Origin of the sequence: Kitasatospora sp. NPDC094019 (genome assembly GCF_044764505.1) — a bacterium.
In the GTDB taxonomy this organism is placed as follows: domain Bacteria; phylum Actinomycetota; class Actinomycetes; order Streptomycetales; family Streptomycetaceae; genus Kitasatospora.
On sequence record NZ_JBIWIF010000020.1, the window covers coordinates 91,438 to 105,661 of the forward strand.

The window sequence follows — 14,224 nt, forward strand, 5'->3', positions numbered from 1 at the left end:
CTTCTTCCTGTGCGGGGGCGGACGGACCGGCGAGCGGAGGTCGCGGTGGACGGAGGCGCGGACGGACGCGCCGGAACGACCGGGCGGCGGGTCAGCCGACGGTCGCGCGGTGGAGTTCCGCGCCCGGGCCGTCGAGCCGGACCGGGACGGTGGTGGGCGGAAGGTAGGCGGAGCCGCCCCGGGCGAGGCGCAGGGCCGGGCCGTCGGGGGCGGACAGCCGGGCTTCGCCGGCGGTGCACAACAGGATCTGCGGGGCGTCCGCGCGGTCGACCCGCACGCCGGTGTCGCCGGGGCGGAGCCGGGAGAGCCGGAATTCGGCGGTGCGGGAAGGGAAGCAGGCGACCGAGGGATCGGCGCCGGCCGCCGGTGCGGCGGTGAGGACGGCCGGTTCGACGGCCTCGAAGGCGGTCACCGAGAGCAGGCCCGGCACGTCGATGTGCTTGGCGGTCAGGCCGCAGCGCAGCACGTTGTCGGAGTTGGCCATCAGTTCGACGCCCAGGCCGTGGAGGTAGGCGTGCGGAACGCCGGCGTCCAGGTGCAGCGCCTGGCCGGCCCGCAGCCGGACGTGGTTCAGCAGCAGCGCTGCGAGCAGGCCCCGGTCGCCGGGGTAGTCGCGGGCGGCGCGGGCGTAGGCCGTGCAGGCGGCGGCGAAGGGACCGCCGGCCGCCGCGACCCGGCCCAACGCGGTGGTGACCTCCGCCAGCACGGCGGCGGTGTCCGGGGCGGGAGCACCGTCAGGCCCGGCCGCGCCGCCGCCGAGGGCCTGCCGGAGCAGGGCGGGCAGTACCTCCGCGGCGGGCCGGGCGCGGAGCGCCGAGGCCCAGCCGGCCAGCGCCGGGACCGCCAGCCGGTCCAGCAGCGCGGCCGTGGCGGCGGTCGGCCGGAAGCCGCACAGGGCCTCGAAGTCGCCCAGCGCGCAGAGCAGTTCCGGCTTGTGGTCGCGGTCCTTGTAGACCCGCTCCGGGGCGTCCGACGGCACCCCGAGCGCCTCCTCGGCGGCGAATCCGGCCTCGGCCTGGGCCCGGGTCGGGTGCACCTGGAGGGACAGCGCCCGTTCGGCGGCCAGCACCTTGAACAGGAACGGCAGCCGGGGGCCGAACCGTCGGACGGTGGCCGCGCCGAGCATCTCCTCCGGAGCCTCGGCGATCAGCCGGTCCAGCGGGCGGGGCCCGTGCCCGTCGTCGAGCAGGGACGGGGCGGACGGGTGGGCGCCGAGCCACAGTTCGGCCTGCGGGCCGCCGGTGGGGGCGGTGCCGGTCAGCCCGGGGATCGCGGTCACGGATCCCCAGGCGTACGGGCGCACCGGATTGGTGAGCGGGGCGAACAGCGGCATGCGGACGGTCTCCCGGAGGTGGCGGGTCGAGCGGGTCGGGTCGGGGCGAGGCCGAGGCCGAGGGCGGTGCCGGTGCTCAGCGGCAGAGCGCGGCGGCGCCGATCAGCCCGGCGTCGTTCCCGAGCTCGGCCCGGCGCACGTCCAGCCCGTGGACGTACGGCAGCGCCGCGTAGCGGTCCAGGTGGCGGGCGAGCGGTTCGAACAGCACCGGACCGGCCGCCGCCACCCCGCCGCCGACCACCACCCGCCGCAGGTCGACCAGGGTGGCGGTGGCGGCGATCCCGGCTGCCAGCGCCTGCGCCGCCCGGTCGAAGGCGGCCAGCGCCACCGGGTGTCCGGCCAGCGCGTCCTCGGCCACCGCGCGCGCCGAGCGGTCCGTGCCCCGGGGCTCCCAGCCGTCGGCGAGCGCCCGCCGGGCGATGGCGGTGCCGCTGGCGATGTTCTCCAGGCAGCCGTACGAGCCGCACGGGCACCGCTCGCCGTCCAGGTCGACGCTGATGTGCCCGAGGTGGCCGGCGTTGCCGCTCGGTCCGGGGTGGACCGAGCCGTTCAGCACCAGGCCGGCGCCGACCCCGGTGGAGACCACCAGGCAGAGGGCGTTCCCGGCGCCCCGGGCCGCGCCGCGCCAGTGCTCGGCGGCGGCCATCGCGACGCCGTCCCCGGCCAGCGCCACCGGTCGGCCGGCCACGGCGGGGTGGGCGGCGACCTCGGCGGTGAGCGGGAAATCCCGCCAGCCGGGGATGTTGACCGGGCTGACCGTGCCGCCGACGAGGTCCACCGGCCCGGCGCTGCCGATGCCGACGGCTGTGACGGCCGCCCAGTCGGGGGCGGCGGCGAGGTGGTCCAGCACCCGGTGCACCACGGCCAGTACCTCGGCGCCGGACTCCTTCGCCGGGGTCGGCAGCTGGACGCGGTGGGTGAGCGTCCCGGTGGAGTCGACCAGCGCCCCGGCGATCTTGGTGCCACCGATGTCGACGGCGGCCCAGACCGGTCCGGCGGAGGCCGGTCCGGTGAGCTGCGGTCCGGTGAGTTGTGCGGCGGTGGGCACGGCGGGGAGCGGGTCGGTGGACGGCGAGGGCGCGGTCATGGCGGGAGGGCTCCGGTGAGGATGGACGGGCAGGTGGACGGGTGGACGGGTGGACAGGGGCGCGGATCGGCGGACGCACGAGTGGACGGGCGGACGCCCGTCCGGCCCGCCGCTCCGGGAGGACCGGGACGGCGGGCCGGACAGGACGACAGGGACAGCAAACAGGATCAGCCCGCCGGCGTCAGCCTCAGGGTCACCAGTTCGAACGGCCGCAGCGCCAGCCGTACCCCGTCGCCGTCCGCCACGACCTCGCCGCGGGTACCCTCCCAGGGCCGCTCCAGCAGGTCGCAGGGCACCGCCGACGCCAGCGCGAAGGACGTCGCCAGCCGCCCCCGGGCCCGGCCGCCGGCGGACTCGTACACCCGCACCACCAGGTCGCCGCTGCCGTCGTCGGCCAGCTTGACGGCGCTCACCACCAGCGCGTCCTGGTCCAGCTCGACCAGCGGCCGCACCGACTCCGCCGAGCCGGTCACCCGGCGCTCGGGCAGGCCCACCGCGTAGCCCTCGCGGACCGCGTCGCCGATCTCCGCGCCCGGCACCAGCGCGTGCCGGAACCGGTGCCGGCCCTGGTCGGTGCGCGGGTCGGGGAAGCGCGGCGCGCGCAGCAGCGAGAACCGGACCGTGGTGGTGGTGCCGCCGTCGTCCGCGCGCACCGCCCGGGTCACGTCGTGGCCGTAGGTCGAGGGGGTGACCAGGGCGACGCCCCAGCCGGGCTCGGCCAGGTGCACGAAGCGGTGGTTGCACGCCTCGAACTTGGCCGCCTCCCAGCTGGTGTTGGTGTGGGTGGGCCGGAACTGGTGGCCGAACTGGGTCTCGGCCGCGTACCGGTCGGTGTGCACGTCCAGCGGGAACGCGACCTTCAGGAACTTCTCCGCCTCGTGCCAGTCCACCTCGGTGTCGATGTCCAGCCGGCCCGAGCCCGCGCGCAGCGTCAGCGTCTGGGTCACCGCGGAGGAGCCGAACGAGCGGGCGACCCGTACCGCGACCTCCGCCGGGCCGTCCGCGTGCACCACGACCTCGTCGGCCCCGACCAGGTCGGTGACCGTGTTCCGGTAGAACTGGTCCACGTCCCAGGCGTCCCACATGTTGGGGAAGTCGGGGTGCAACTGGAGCAGGTTCGCCCGGGCGCCCGGGGCGACGGCCTCCCGGCCGCTCGCCGCGTCCACCGCCGACACCACCAGGCCGTCGCCGTCGACCACGACCCGCAGCAGCCCGTTGTCGAGCACGAAGCCGCCGCCGTCGCGCGCGGTCACCGCGCAGTCGCCCGGGCCGGGCACCGCTACCGCCGCGCCGCCCGCCGGCACCGCCGAACGTCCGTGCGGGGCGCCGTTGAACACCAGCTCGCGCCCGCCCTCGGGATCGCCCGCCAGGGCCCGCTGGGCGGCGTCGATCAACTCCTCCAGCTCGGCCGCCAGGCCCGCGTACGTCGCCTCCGCCTCCCGGTGCACCCAGGCGATCGAGGAGCCCGGCAGGATGTCGTGGAACTGGTGCAGCAGCACCGTCTTCCAGATCCGGTCCAGCCGCTCGTACGGGTACGCCGAACCGGTGCGCAGCGCGGCGGTGGCGCACCAGAGTTCGGCCTCCCGCAGCAGGTTCTCACTGCGTCGGTTGCCCTGCTTGGTCCGGGCCTGGCTGGTCAGGGTGGCCCGGTGCAGCTCCAGGTAGAGTTCGCCCACCCAGACCGGCGGATTCCGGTACTCGGCCTCGGCCTTGGCGAAGAACTCGGCCGGCCGCTCCCAGCGCACCGCGGCCGAGCCCTCCAGGTCGCGCAGCCGGGCCGCCTTGCCGACCATCTCGCGGGTGGTGCCGCCGCCGCCGTCGCCCCAGCCGGTCGGCGCCAGCGAGTGCCGGGCCACCCCCTTGTCCTTGAAGTTCCGGGCCGCGTGGGCGATCTCGGAGCCCTTCATGGAGCAGTTGTAGGTGTCCACGGGCGGGAAGTGGGTGAAGATCCGGGTGCCGTCGATGCCCTCCCACAGGAAGGTGTGGTGCGGGAACTTGTTGACCTGGCTCCAGGAGATCTTCTGGGTCAGCAGCCACTTGGATCCCGCGTTGCGGATGATCTGCGGGAGGCCGCCGGTGAAGCCGAAGGTGTCCGGCAGCCACGCCTCCTCGTTGTCGATCCCGAACTCGTCCAGGAAGAACCGCTTGCCGTGCACGAACTGACGGGCCATCGCCTCCGAGGACGGCATATTGGTGTCCGACTCCACCCACATACCGCCGGCCGGGACGAAGCGGCCGTCCGCCACCGCCTTCTTAACCCGGGCGTACACCTCCGGTCGGTGCTCCTTGATCCAGGCGAACTGCTGTGCCTGGGACATGGTGTAGAGGAAGTCCGGCTCGTCCTCCAGCAGCGCGGTCATGTTGGCGGCGGTCCGGGCGACCTTGCGCACCGTCTCCCGCAGCGGCCACAGCCAGGCCGAGTCGATGTGCGCGTGGCCGATCGCGCCGATCCGGTGCGCGGACGGCGCGGCGGGCGCGGCCAGCACCTCGGTCAGACAGGAACGGGCCGCGGCCGCCGTGCCGTTGACGTCCTGGAGGTCGATCGAGTCGAGGGCCCGCTCGATCGCGCGCAGCAGCTCCCAGCGGCGGGCCCCGTCGGCCGGCAGTTCGGCCATCAGCTCGCCGAGCACCTCCAGGTCCAGCACCAGCTGCCACACCGTCTCGTCGAAGACCGCGAGGTCCATCCGCTCCAGCCGGTACTGCGGCTTGTCACCGGCGGTCTCCTTGTCACCCAACTCGGTCGGCAGGAAGGGGTGGTAGTCCAGGATGACCGGGTTGGCGGCGGCCTCGACGTGCAGCAGCACCGGCTCTCCGCCGACCGCCGGGGCGGCGATCCGTACCCACTGGTTCTGCGGGTTGAGGCCCTTCACCGGGCTGCCGTCGGGGCGGTACACCAGGCCCTCGCACTGGAAGCCGGGCATGTTGGCGTCGAAGCCGAGGTCGATCAGCGCCTCGACCGTTCGCCCGGCCCAGCGCTCCGGCACCGTACCGGTCACGGTGAACCAACTGGTGCCCCAGGGCGCGCCCCAGGCGTCGCCGACCGCGATCGGGGAGCGCGGCGCAGCCAGGCCCTCGGCGACCGGGACCGGTTCGCCGGGCGCGGTCCAGACCGAGACGGACAGCGGGACGGACTCGGGGTACACCGCCGGGCGGATGCGCTCCTCCAGGACGCGCTTGAGGCGGGCTTCGACGAGCGTGCGGTCATCGTGCATGTCAGCGGACTCCGTTGGGCGACTGGGGAAGGGAGAGGGAGGGTCGGAGGAGCTCGTCCGGGTGGACGAGCTCGGTGATGCCCCGGGCGGCGAGGTGGGCGGCGTCCCCGGCGCGCCCGGCCAGTACCGCGGTGGGCCGGGCCCCGTCGGCGGCCAGCCGCATGAACGCCTCGAACACGGTGCCGCCCGGACCGCAGACCGAGCGGCCCGGCGCGGTCACCTCGTCCCCGGCGTCGACGACCACGGCGGTGCGGCGCGGCGCGGGCGCCCGCCAGTCGGCGCGGGCGGCGGCGACGGCCCGGGCCAGCCGCTCCCCGGCCGGCTTGACCCGGCGGTCGTTGGTCAGCAGGCCCAGGCTGTACTCCAGCTCCGGGAAGTCCGCCAGTGAGCGGTCCACGTCGTGCGAGCACCACCAGGTGACGCCCCACAGGTCGGGACAGTCGAGCACCGCGTCCACGGTCGCGCCGGTGAACCGGGCGGCGTCGGCGGCGGTGATGTGCGGGGCGGGGGCGCCGACCTCCTGGAGCCAGACCGGGCGGTGCGGGTCCCCGGCCCAGGCTTTGGACAGCTCCACCAGGTAGGCGGCGTGCTGGTCGCTCGCGGTGGAGTGGGCGCCGTAGCGCTGCGCGGTGCCGTTGAACACCCAGGAGTGCACGGCGGTGGCCGCGCCGATCCGGGCCGAGTGCCAGGGTGTGAAAGGGTGCCCGTCGAGGTACCAGGCCGCGTCGTAGGAGGCGTGCAGGTGCAGCCGGCCGGGGGCGCCGCGCTCGCAGGCGTCGACCATTCGGCGCAGCCAGGCGGCGGCCTGCTCGGGGGTGGCCCGGTGCGGGTCGGGGTGCGGCTCGCCGGAGAACTGGTTGACCTCGTTGCCGACCGTCATGCCGAGGAAGTTGGGCCGCTCGGCGAGGGCGCCGGCGAGGGTGCGCAGATAGGCGGCCTGGCCCTCGACCACGTCCGGGTCGGTGAACATGTTGCGGCGGTGCCAGGTCCGGATCCAGGCCGGTTCGAAGTCGAAGCTGGACAGGTGGCCCTGGAGGCCGTCCACGGCGACGTCCAGGCCGCGCTCCCCGGCGGCGTCCACCAGGGCCGTCAGCTGTTCGACGGCGCGGGGGCGGATCAGGGTCCGGTTGGGCTGGAACAGCGGCCAGAGCGGGAACACCCGGACGTGGTCGAGGCCGAGCGAGGCGATCGAGTCGAGGTCGGCGCGGACGGCGTCGAGGTCGAAGTCGAGCCAGTGGTGGAACCAGCCGGCGGTGGGCGTGTAGTTGACGCCGAAGCGCGGGGCGGTGGTCCGCGGAGCGGTGGTCATGGTCGGTGGCTCCCTGGGAGGAGGAACGGCGGTGCGTCCGGTGCGGTGCGTCCCGGTGCGGTGCGTCCCGGTCCGGTCGGCACGGTCCGGTCGGTGCGGCGCGGTCCGGTGCGGTGTTCGGTGCGGGTCTCAGCCCTTCACGGCACCCTCCTCCACTCCCTTGAAGAAGAAGCGCTGGCACACCGCGAACACCACCACGATCGGCAGAAAGGCGATCATGGTCCCGGCCGCGATCAGCCGGGGGTTGGCGCTGAAGGTGCCGTTGAGGTACTGGAGGCCGACCGTGAGGGTGTACTTCTGCGGGTCGTTGAGCACGATCAGCGGCCAGAGGAAGTCGTCCCAGGCGCCGATGAAGGTGAAGATGACGATCACGCTGAGCATGCCGCGCACGTTCGGCAGCCCGATGTGCCACAGCCGCTGGCGGACGTTGGCGCCGTCCACCAGCGCCGCCTGCTCCAGTTCGGGCGGGACGGCGGCGAAGGCGGTGCGCATCAGCAGCACGTTGAGCATGGAGAGGGCGCCGGGCAGGGCGACGCCGGTGAGGGTGTCGGCCAGGCCGAGGCTGCGCACGGTGACGTACTGGGACACGATGGTCGCCTCACCGGGCAGGATCAGGGTGGCCAGCAGCAGGCCGAACACCAGCCGGACGCCCCGGAAGCGCAGCTTGGCGAGCGCGTAGCCGGCCAGGGTGCAGCCGACCACGTTGCCGATGATCGCGATGGCCGCCACCACCAGTGAGTTGGCGGCGTAGGTCCAGACCGGGATGGTGTCGGCGACCTTGAGGTAGTTGTCGACGGTGGGGTGGTCGGGGAGGAAGCGCGGGGTGGCGGACCAGACGTCCTCGGTCGGGCCCTTGAGGGAGGTGGAGAGCTGCCAGAGGAACGGTCCGACGACCAGCAGCAGGACCAGCAGGAGCAGCAGGTAACGCAGCACGGTCTCGGCGGCGGAGGGGGTGTTGAAGCTGCGGGAGCGCCGCATGGGTCAGGCCGCCTTCCGGTTGAGGCGCGTCAGCAGCAGCATCGGGCCGAGGGTGATCAGGAAGAGCAGCAGACTGAGTGCCGAGGCGTAGCCGAGGTGGCCGTTGAAGCCGCGGCTGTACATCTGGATCAGCATCACCACCGACATGTCCCGGCCGCCCGGGCCGCCGGTGCCGTTGGAGAGCACGTACAGCTCGGAGAACACCCGGAGCGAGGAGACCGAGATCAGCACCGAGACCAGCACCATGGTGGGCCGCACGCCCGGCAGGGTGACGTGCAGGAAGCGGCGCAGCGCTCCCGCGCCGTCGACGGCGGCGGCCTCGTGCAGCTCCCGGCCGACATTGGCCAGCGCCGAGAGGTAGATGACCATGTAGTAGCCGAGGCCCTTCCAGGTGGTCAGGGCGATCGCGCTGAGCAGCAGCAGCCAGCGGTCGGTGAGGAAGGGGACGGCCGAGTCGGCGAGGCCGGTCTGCTGGAGCACGCCGTTGACCAGCCCGCGGTCGTTCAGGGCCCAGCCCCAGATCAGGGCGACCACGACGGCGGAGGCGACGACGGGGGTGTAGAAGGCGGTGCGGAAGAAGGTGATGCCGGGCAGCCGGCGCTGGACCAGCAGGGCCAGCAGCAGCGGCAGCACGGTCAGCAGTGGCAGACAGATCAGCAGGTAGATCACGGAGTTGAGCAGTGCGTCGGCCAACTGGTCGTCGTCGAGGACGCGTTGGTAGTTGTCGAGGCCGGTGAACCGTCCGCCGCCGAGGGGTTTGGCGTTGGTGAACGACAGGATCACCGTGTTGGCGGCGGGCCAGAGGTTGAAGACGGCCAGCCAGATCAGTGCGGGCCCGGCGAGCAGCCAGGGGGTGAACCAGCGCCGGTGGGTCATGCCGTGCCTTCCTGGGGCGGGGGTCGCGGGTCGTTCCCGGTGGGCGGCGGCTCCCCGGGGGCGGGGCCGCCGCCCATGGGCGGGAGGTCAGCCCTTGAGGAGCTGGTTGCACCGCTCGACGGCGGTGTCCAGGGCCTGCTTGGCGCTGGTGTCGCCGCTGATCGCGAGGGTGAACTGCTGCTTGACGATGGTGCTCATGGCGTCGTCCACCTGGACCGGCTGGAGCATCTTGGCCCTGGCCAGCGAGGCGAAGGCGACGACCTTGGCGTCACCCGCGTTGCTGCCGTCGGACTTGCTGAACAGCGGGTCGTTCGCGGAGGCGTTGGTGGAGGGGAAGATGCTGGTCAGCCGGGAGAAGGCGGCCTGGTTCTCGGGGCTGGTGACCCAGCGGGCCAGGGCCACCGCGGCGGCCGGGTTCTTGGTGCTCCTGGGGACGGACACGCCCTGGACGTAGAGCGGCGGGGTGCCCATCGACGGGGAGGAGACGATCTTCGGCGCGAGGGTGGGGTTGTCGGTGGCGACGGAGGTGATGAAGTTGGCCCCGGCGGTGGTCCAGGCGGCGGTGCCGGCGGTGAAGAGCTTGGAGTTGCCGGCGTAGGTGTCGGTCAGGACGTCGTTCGGCAGCAGCCCCTCCTTGAACGCGGCGCGGTACTTGTCCAGGACTGCCGCGGCCTCGGGGGTGTTGAAGGTGAACGACTTCCCGTCCTCGGCCATCACCTCGACGCCCGCGTCGACCAGGTCGCCGAGGCCGGGCTTGCGGCTCATCAGATAGACCGAGTTGCCGGCCTTCTCCTTGAAGGTCCGGGCCTGGGCGATGAGTTCGTCCAGGGTGGTGGGGAGTTTCTTCGGGTCGAGGCCGTACTTGGTCAGCAGCTCGGCGTTCCAGTAGTTGACGTCGGTGTTGAGGTACCAGGGGTAGCCGAAGGTGCCGCCGAGGCCCGCGAACCGGTAGGCGTCGAGGCCGCCGGGCACGTACTCGGCGGCGAGCTTCGGGTCGGCCTTGGCGACGTCCAGCAGCAGGCCCTGCTTCGCCAGCGGGAGGGCGAAGTCCGGTGGGAGGTTGACCACGTCGGGCAGGGTGCCGGCGGCGGCCTGGCTGAGCACCTTGTCGGAGTAGCCGTCGCCGGGCTGGTCCAGCCAGTCGACCTGGACGCCCGGGTACTTCTGCTGGAAGCCGTCGATCACGCCCTGCACATAGGCGGTGAACTTCGGCTTGAGCGCCCAGGTCTGGAGCGAGACCTTGCCCTTGACCTCGCCGGTGGCGGCGGCGCTCGCCGCGCCGTCGCCGCTGCCGGAGCCGCCGTCGGAGCCGAGTCCGCAGCCTGTGGCCAGGGTCGCGGTGAGCACCGCCGTGGTCACTGCCGCCCGGATTCTACGCATGAGGGTTCTCCCGTGGTGGGTGGGGGAGGGGGATGCATCGGGGATTGCGCTGAGTTTCGGAACCTGTCTTACTAAACCGGTCTAGCTGTTGCAGGGACTATGCTCCGGCCTAAACTTGGCTGTCAAGAGAGGAGTCGGAACCCGTGGGCAGACCGACCATCGCCGACATCGCCCGCCGGGCGGGCGTCTCCAAGGGCGCGGTGTCCTTCGCGCTCAACGGCCGCCCGGGGGTGAGCGAGGCGACCAGGGCCCGGATCCTCGGGGTCGCCGAGGAGATGAACTGGCGGCCGCACAGCGCCGCCCGCGCCCTCGGCGGGGCCAGGTCCGACGCGGTCGGACTGGTGATCGCCCGCCCGGCCCGGACCATCGGCGTCGAGCCGTTCTTCAGCCAACTGCTCTCCGGCCTCCAGGCGGTGCTGTCCGCGCACTCCGTCGCCCTGCACCTGATGGTGGTCGAGGACACCGCGGCCGAGATCGAGGTCTACCGCCGCTGGACGTCCGAGCACCGGGTCGACGGCTTCATCGTGGTCGACCTCCAGCTGCGCGACCCCAGACTCGACGTGCTGGACGCGCTCGGCCTGCCCGCCGTCGTGCTCGGCGGCCCGGGCAAGGGCGGCGGGCCGCTGCGGATCTGGGCCGACGACCGCGAGGCGATGCTCTCCATCGTCGACTACCTGGCCGCCATCGGGCACCGGCGGATCGCCCACCTGGCCGGGCTGCCGCACTTCCAGCACACCCAGCGGCGGATCCGCGCGCTGCGCGACGCCTCCCGGCGGCTCGGCCTGGAGGAGGCGCTCTCGGTGCCGACCGACTTCAGCGACGCGGAGGGCGCCGCGGCCACCCGCACCCTGCTCTCCCGGCCCCGGCGGCCCACCGCCATCGTCTACGACAGCGACGTGATGGCGGTGGCCGGCCTCGGCGTGGCGGGGGAGATGGGCGTCGCGGTGCCCGGGGAGCTGTCCATCGTCTCCTTCGACGACTCGGTGCTCGCGCGGATCGTGCACCCGCCGCTCACCGCGCTGAGCCGGGACACCTTCGCGCTCGGCGAGCAGGTGGCCCGCAGCCTGCTGGCGGTGATCGACGACGCCGGGCCCGACCGCGACCTGCAGATGCCGACGCCGAGGCTCACCGTGCGCGAGTCCACCTCGCCGCCGGGTGGCGCCTCCCCGGCAGGGGTGAACTCCGTCGACACCGTTGACAGCGGTCCTGAACCGGTTTAGCGTCGCTGGCGCCGAGCGGGCACCGCTCGGCGCACCACCGTGGGGCCGGCGTCCGGCGAGGCGTCCATGGCCGTCCGGCCGGCCCGTTCGCACCCGGGCCGGGGCCGGTTCCACCGTGCCCGCGCGCCGCGCCCCGTCCGGAGCCCCGTGCTCCGCGCGCCGAGGGCACGGCGCGGCCGGTGGCCCCGCGCCCCGCACGTCCCGCGTACCCGGACACGCCGTACCCGTACACCCCGCACCCGCACATGCACCCCCGGGCCGCGCCCGCCCCGGGCGAGGCCCGCCCCCATCCTCCTCCGCCTTCCGCGCGAACGGAGCCAGCGCATGTCACGACGACGGATCCCCCGCCTGCTCGGCGCCGCCCTCGGCACAGCCGTCCTGGGCCTCACCCCCACGGTCGCCGGGGCCGCCCCCGCCGCCCCCTCCCCGGTGGCCGCCCCCGCCGCGAGCGCCGCCACCGGCACCCAGCCCTACGCCTCCTACTGGTACCCGAACACCATCCTCGGCTGGGACCCGGCCACCGACCCGGACGCCCGGTTCAACCGCGCCCGGGTCCCGCTCCAGCCGCGCACCGCCGATCCGGCCCTCAAGGCCAACCCCAACGCCCGCGCGGGCGAGGGGAGGATCGCCTCCCTGGTCTCGTTCGGACCCACCTCCAACAACCCCTCCCAGGGCTCCGCCGACCCCAACTACTACGCCTTCGGCTACTGGCAGTACGTCGACAAGCTGGTGTTCTGGGGCGGCTCGGCCGGCGAGGGCCTCATCCTCGCCCCCAACCCGACCGTGATCGACGCCGCCCATCGCAACGGCGTCAAGGTCTACGGGACGGTGTTCTTCCCGCCCGCCGCGTACGGCGGCCAGCTCCAGTGGGTGCGCGACTTCGTCCAGAAGTCCGGCAGCCGCTACCCCGTCGCGGACAAGCTCGTCCAGGCCGCCCAGTACTACGGCTTCGACGGCTGGTTCATCAACCAGGAGACCGGCGGCGGCGATTCGGCGCTGGCCGGCCAGGTCCGCGACCTGATGCAGTACACCGAGGCGCAGAGCGCGACCGAGTTCATGTGGTACGACGCCATGACCGAGTCCGGCTCGGTCAGTTGGCAGAACGCCCTGACCTCCGCCAACGACACCTTCCTCCAGGACGGCGCCAGGCGCACCTCCGACTCGATGTTCCTCAACTTCAACTGGTCGTCCGGCGGCCTGGACTCCTCCCGCACCCTGGCCCGCGGCCTGGGCCGGAACGAGTACGAGCTCTACTCCGGCATCGACACCGAGGCCAACGGCTACAACACCGGCGTCGACTGGAACGCGCTCTTCCCCGCCGGGAAGCCGCACACCACCTCGCTCGGCCTCTACCGCCCCGAGTGGACCTGGAAGTCCGCCACCGACCGGGCCGACTACCTGGCCAAGGACGCCCGGTACTGGGTCGGCGCCAACAACGACCCCTCGAACACCTCCACCTCCTCCTCCTGGAAGGGGCTGGCGAGCTACGTCGCCGAGTCCACCCCGATCACCGCCAAGCCCTTCGTCACCAACTTCTCCTCCGGCGAGGGCGACTTCTACAACGCGGGCGGCACCCGGGTCGCCACCGGCGGCTGGAACAACCTCTCGCTCCAGGACGTCCCGCCCACCTACCACTGGCTGGTGGAGTCCACGGGCAGCAAGGTGACCCCGTCCGTCGACTTCACCGACGCCTACGAGGGCGGCTCCTCGCTGCGCCTCACCGGGACCCCGAGCGCCGCCAACACCGTCCGGCTGTACCAGAGCAGGCTCCCGGTCGCCGCCGACACCAAGCTGTCGGTGGTGCTGAGGACCCCGGCCGCCGGCGCCACCCGGCTCGCCGCCGCGGTCTCCTTCACCGACGCGCCGACGACCTTCACCACGCTCGACCTCGGCGCCACCACCGGCACCGGCTGGGAGCGCAGGACCCTCGACCTGTCCGCCTACGCGGGCCGAACCATCGCCCAGATCGGTCTGCGGACCACCGGCACCGGTTCCGCCTACGATCTGCGGATCGGCCAACTCGCCGTTTACGACGGTGCGGTGGACGCGCCGGCGGCACCCTCCGGACTGACCGTGCTCGGCGCGGCCGACGTGGTGGCCGGGAGCAGCCAGTCGCTGCGGCTCGCCTGGACGCCGTCCGCAGGCGGGAACGTGCACCACTACGAGCTGTACCGGCGCAACGCCGACGGCACCCGGAGCTACCTGGGCGCCACCCCGTCCGACGCCTATTTCGTCAACCGGCTCGACCGGGCCGGGACGGAGGCGGCCACCACCGTCGAGGTCGAGGCCGTCTCCACCGAGTACGGCCGGTCCGCCGTGGCCACCACCACCGTCCCCTGGACCGGTACCCCGCCCACCGGCACCAACCTGGCGCTGGGCCGCCCGGCCACCGCCTCCGGCCAGTGCAACACCGACGAGGGCCCGGCCAAGGCCGTCAACGGCACCGTCAACGGCGGCAACGGCGACAAGTGGTGCACCCTCACCAGCGGCAAGTGGCTGGAGGTGGACCTCGGTTCGGCGAAGCCGCTGACGAAGTTCGTGGTCAAGCACGCCCAGGCGGGCGGCGAGAGCGCCGCGTTCAACACCCGGGACTTCTCGGTCCAGGTCCGCTCGGCCGCCACCGACCCGTGGACCACCGTCGCCACCGTCACCGGCAACACCGCCGGCACCACCACCCACCCGGTGACCACCACGGCCCGGTACGTCCGGCTGGTGGTGACGAAGCCGACCCAGGGCACCGATCCGGCCGCCCGGATCTACGAGTTCGAGACCTGGGGCGGCTGACAGCCCCGTCGTTCCGCGGACCACCCCCTCCCGAAAGGACCCTCC

General features: G+C 73.4%; 9 protein-coding genes. 2 read left to right on the top strand and 7 right to left on the bottom strand.

What is annotated here, in order from left to right; genetic code table 11:
- Positions 1–91: 91 nt before the first annotated feature.
- The 7 genes from manA to ACIQ9P_RS32750 all read right to left on the bottom strand — a co-directional run bounded on the left by manA (position 92) and on the right by ACIQ9P_RS32750 (position 10,154).
- The gene (manA, locus tag ACIQ9P_RS32720; RefSeq protein ID WP_402364449.1) at positions 92–1,333 is read right to left on the bottom strand and encodes a mannose-6-phosphate isomerase, class I; all 1,242 of its coding nucleotides are present in this window, start codon (positions 1,331–1,333) and stop codon (positions 92–94) included.
- Between the two features lie 76 nt (positions 1,334–1,409).
- A complete protein-coding gene (locus ACIQ9P_RS32725) occupies positions 1,410–2,420 on the bottom strand; it encodes an ROK family protein (protein ID WP_402364452.1) in 1,011 nt (336 codons plus the stop codon).
- Between the two features lie 167 nt (positions 2,421–2,587).
- Entirely contained in the window at positions 2,588–5,632 is a 3,045-nt protein-coding gene (locus ACIQ9P_RS32730) for an alpha-mannosidase (RefSeq protein WP_402364455.1), read from the bottom strand.
- 1 nt (position 5,633) lies between these two features.
- On the bottom strand, positions 5,634–6,941 hold the full coding sequence (locus tag ACIQ9P_RS32735; protein WP_402364458.1) for a glycosyl hydrolase: 1,308 nt from the start codon (positions 6,939–6,941) through the stop codon (positions 5,634–5,636).
- A 129-nt stretch (positions 6,942–7,070) separates the two neighbouring features.
- A complete protein-coding gene (locus ACIQ9P_RS32740; RefSeq protein WP_402364460.1) occupies positions 7,071–7,919 on the bottom strand; it encodes a carbohydrate ABC transporter permease in 849 nt (282 codons plus the stop codon).
- Between the two features lie 3 nt (positions 7,920–7,922).
- Positions 7,923–8,795, bottom strand: coding sequence for a carbohydrate ABC transporter permease (locus ACIQ9P_RS32745; RefSeq protein ID WP_402364463.1), 873 nt, complete (start codon positions 8,793–8,795; stop codon positions 7,923–7,925).
- An 87-nt stretch (positions 8,796–8,882) separates the two neighbouring features.
- Positions 8,883–10,154 carry an extracellular solute-binding protein gene (locus ACIQ9P_RS32750; protein WP_402364466.1) on the bottom strand — a complete coding sequence of 424 codons (1,272 nt, stop codon included), beginning with the start codon at positions 10,152–10,154 and terminating at the stop codon, positions 8,883–8,885.
- Between the two features lie 164 nt (positions 10,155–10,318).
- On the opposite strand from ACIQ9P_RS32750, the gene ACIQ9P_RS32755 reads away from it, so the two are divergent.
- Together ACIQ9P_RS32755 and ACIQ9P_RS32760 are read left to right on the top strand one after the other, a co-directional pair.
- Positions 10,319–11,395 (top strand): LacI family DNA-binding transcriptional regulator, encoded by a 1,077-nt coding sequence (locus ACIQ9P_RS32755; protein ID WP_402364468.1) that lies wholly within the window; start codon positions 10,319–10,321, stop codon positions 11,393–11,395.
- A gap of 324 nt (positions 11,396–11,719) precedes the next feature.
- Positions 11,720–14,179: a discoidin domain-containing protein gene (locus tag ACIQ9P_RS32760; RefSeq protein ID WP_402364470.1), complete on the top strand. Its 2,460-nt coding sequence runs from the start codon at positions 11,720–11,722 to the stop codon at positions 14,177–14,179.
- Positions 14,180–14,224 lie beyond the last annotated feature (45 nt).

Bases quoted from the DNA above. Each gene is read 5' to 3' on its own strand.
- ACIQ9P_RS32725 (WP_402364452.1), bottom strand. From the start codon at position 2,420: ATGACCGCGCCCTCGCCGTCCACCGACCCGCTCCCCGCCGTGCCCACC.
- ACIQ9P_RS32730 (WP_402364455.1), bottom strand. From the start codon at position 5,632: ATGCACGATGACCGCACGCTCGTCGAAGCCCGCCTCAAGCGCGTCCTG.
- ACIQ9P_RS32745 (WP_402364463.1), bottom strand. From the start codon at position 8,795: ATGACCCACCGGCGCTGGTTCACCCCCTGGCTGCTCGCCGGGCCCGCA.
- ACIQ9P_RS32760 (WP_402364470.1), top strand. From the start codon at position 11,720: ATGTCACGACGACGGATCCCCCGCCTGCTCGGCGCCGCCCTCGGCACA.
- manA (WP_402364449.1), bottom strand. From the start codon at position 1,333: ATGCCGCTGTTCGCCCCGCTCACCAATCCGGTGCGCCCGTACGCCTGG.
- ACIQ9P_RS32740 (WP_402364460.1), bottom strand. From the start codon at position 7,919: ATGCGGCGCTCCCGCAGCTTCAACACCCCCTCCGCCGCCGAGACCGTG.
- ACIQ9P_RS32735 (WP_402364458.1), bottom strand. From the start codon at position 6,941: ATGACCACCGCTCCGCGGACCACCGCCCCGCGCTTCGGCGTCAACTAC.